The sequence below is a fragment of the Candidatus Methylomirabilota bacterium genome (assembly GCA_035260325.1).
Lineage (GTDB): Bacteria > Methylomirabilota > Methylomirabilia > Rokubacteriales > CSP1-6 > AR19.
Genome location: DATFVL010000292.1, coordinates 1 through 2,157 on the forward strand (window position 1 = coordinate 1; position 2,157 = coordinate 2,157).

3 protein-coding genes are annotated in these 2,157 nt (G+C 73.7%); 1 reads left to right on the forward strand and 2 read right to left on the reverse strand.

The window, feature by feature from the left end; genetic code table 11:
* Together VKG64_18670 and VKG64_18675 are read right to left on the reverse strand one after the other, a co-directional pair.
* Positions 1-498, reverse strand: a 498-nt coding sequence (locus tag VKG64_18670; protein HKB27065.1) for a Gfo/Idh/MocA family oxidoreductase, incomplete at its 3' end; no start/stop codon positions are given.
* A gap of 46 nt (positions 499-544) precedes the next feature.
* The gene (locus tag VKG64_18675) at positions 545-1,654 is read right to left on the reverse strand and encodes a zinc-binding dehydrogenase (protein ID HKB27066.1); all 1,110 of its coding nucleotides are present in this window, start codon (positions 1,652-1,654) and stop codon (positions 545-547) included.
* Positions 1,655-1,703: 49 nt separating this feature from the next.
* On the opposite strand from VKG64_18675, the gene VKG64_18680 reads away from it, so the two are divergent.
* Positions 1,704-2,157, forward strand: a 454-nt coding sequence (locus tag VKG64_18680; GenBank protein HKB27067.1) for a 4-hydroxyphenylacetate 3-hydroxylase N-terminal domain-containing protein, incomplete at its 3' end; no start/stop codon positions are given.

The window sequence follows — 2,157 nt, forward strand, 5'->3', positions numbered from 1 at the left end:
CGCGAAGCGCCCCTGCCCCGCCTGGAGCTCGACCGCGAGCACCTCGCCCGCGTAGCCCTCGGCCAGCAGGCGCTGGAGGGTCGCGTCCACCTCGAGCGTGTGGGGCGCCGGCACGAGCTGGGCGACGAGCCTGGGCGCCCGGCGCGCGGCGTCGAGCATGCGCCGGCCCTCGGCGGCGTTCATGGCCATGCGCGCCTCGCAGAGGACGTGCTTGCCGTGCTCGAGGGCGGCCAGCGTGATCTCGCAGTGCATGTAGGGCCAGGTCCCGATGCAGACCGCGTCCACGTCGGGGGCCCGCACGACCTCCCGCCAGTCCGCGTGCACCCGGGCGACGCCGAACTCGCGCGCGACGCGCTCGCCCGACTCCTTGGTGCGGTTCGCGACCGCGACCAGCTCGACGCCGGGCAGCGCCTTGAACCCCGGGATGTGCCGCCGGCGGGTGTTGTTGCCCGCGCCCACGAAGCCCACGCGGATCGTCGTGTCCATCATAGCGCGCATGGTAACACGCGGCCGGCTCTCGTCCCGCTCACCCGCTCGATGGCCGCTAGCCGCGGACGAGGTCGGGCGCGCAGATCAGCGCGGTGCGGACGGCCTTGCCCTGGTCGGCGTTCGCGAACGCCTCGGTGATCCGCTCGAGCGGGAACCGGTGCGACATGATCGCGCGGAAGGGATAGCGGTCGTGCGCGCGCTCGAGGAGCTCGAGCCCGCGCCGGAGCGCCCAAGCCTGGTAGCCGCCGACGCCGAGCATCCGGCGATTCAGGTGGACGAGCCACGCCGGGTTGAACGCGATCGTCTGGTCGGCGGCGATGTTGCCGATGACGACGTAGCGGCCCTCGGCGCGCGCCATCGCGAGCCCCTCGGCGAGCGCGGCGGGATGGCCGACCAGCTCCATGACGACGTGACCGCCGCCGCCCGTCAGCTCGCGGACGGCCTTCGCCCGCGCGTCGCCCGTGGCGAAGTCGTCCACGTTCAGCGCGTGGTCGGCGCCGAAGGCCTGCGCGAGCTTCAGGCGCTCGGCGATCCGGTCGAGGACGACGACGCGCGCGGCCCCGCGCTCGCGCGCGACCGCGGTGGCGAAGAGGCCGAGCCCGCCGGCCCCCTGGATCACGACGGTCTCGCCCGCCTGGAAGCCCGCCTGGTGGAGACCGTAGATCACCTGGGCGAGGGCGCAGTTGAGCGGCGCCAGCGTGAGGTCGTCGAGCGCGTCCGGCGCCTTCAGCACGTAGTGGCCGGGCTGGAGGTAATAGTAGTCGGCGTAGGCGCCCGTGAAGTGGGGCGGCGCGTCGCTCCGCGCGCGGCCGGCGCCGATGCGCCGCGCCGTGCAGTGATGCGGGTCGCCCGCGCGGCAGACGTCGCAGCGCCGGCACGGGTAGAAGTAGGAGTAGACGATCCGGTCGCCCTCGGCGAGCGGCGCGCCGGCGGCGTCCGTCGTCACGCGCGCGCCGAGCCGGGCGACCCGGCCCGTCATCTCGTGCCCCATGATCGTGGGGCCGCTCCGCGGCGTGCGGCCGTGCCAGCCGTGCAGGTCCGAGCCGCAGATGTTGGCGACGGTCACGCGGACCAGGATGCCGTCGGGCTCGACGTCGGGCAGCGGGAACTCGCGCGCCTCGAAGGGCTTCTCCACCCCGGTGAAGACGAACGCCCGTCCGTTCATGGCGCGCCGAGTATATCCTTCATCCCAGAAGTCGCGAAAGGAGCGGGCCATGACACCGTTCACGGGCGCTGAGTTCCTGGAGTCCCTGCGCGGCGGGCGCGAGATCTGGATCTACGGCGAGCGGGTCAAAGACGTGACGGCGCATCCGGCCTTCCGCAACCCGGCGCGCATGCTGGCGCGCCTCTACGACGCGCTCCACGACCCGGCCACGCGCGACGTGCTGACGTGCGCGACGGACACCGGCTCGGGCGGCGTCACGCACCGGTACTTTCGAGCGCCGGCGAGCGTCGCGGAGCTCGTCGCCGCGCGCGACGCGATCGCCGCCTGGGCGCGGCTGACCTACGGCTGGATGGGGCGCTCGCCCGATTACAAGGCGTCGTTCCTCGCCACGCTCGGCGCCAACGCCGAGTTCTACGCCCCGTACCAGGAGAATGCCCGGCGCTGGTACCGCATGGCGCAGGAGCGCGTCCTCTTCCTGAACCACGCCCTCGTCCAGCCGCCGG